Origin of the sequence: Mesorhizobium sp. M8A.F.Ca.ET.165.01.1.1, assembly GCF_004792065.1 — a bacterium.
Classification (GTDB): domain Bacteria; phylum Pseudomonadota; class Alphaproteobacteria; order Rhizobiales; family Rhizobiaceae; genus Mesorhizobium.
Genome location: NZ_SRTH01000079.1, coordinates 1 through 423, shown reverse-complemented (window position 1 = coordinate 423; position 423 = coordinate 1). Strand labels below are relative to the sequence as shown.

Below are 423 nucleotides of genomic sequence, written 5' to 3'. Positions count from 1 at the left end.
GGCGCATTCTCAACAAATGGCGTTGTTCTTTCAAGACGAACGGGCGAACCGTTCGGACGGCTCGTGGATGAGATGTGCGACGATAGCAACCCTTGCTCACCCTCGGCACACGTTAATATTTATGCGACCGCCATGTCTCTCAAAGATCGAACCGATAACAGCGGCAAAAAATTGTGGCTCGTATTCGAGGCCAGAGTTGGAATTTTGCTGTTGGCGACCTCTCTGAGTGACCGAGTTCAACTCGATAGAGACGCAACTCGGCAAAGGCCGCGCGCCCGACAGCGCGGCGCCGAGCACATCCGGCTGTATCAGCACGAGAACGGCGTGGGCCCTGCGATCAACGGCGCGGTTTAGGCGCTGCGGTTCCCGTTCACCATGACGCTGAAGCGGCGCGCTCTGGCACGCGCGCTGATGGTCACCCCC

Annotated in this window: 1 protein-coding gene; it reads left to right on the top strand. The window is 58.9% G+C overall.

Features of this window, described 5'->3' with window-relative positions; all coding sequences use genetic code 11:
• On the top strand, window positions 1–354 hold a 354-nt coding region (locus EN808_RS36840; RefSeq protein WP_210235485.1), incomplete at its 5' end, for a hypothetical protein.
• Window positions 355–423: the final 69 nt, after the last annotated feature.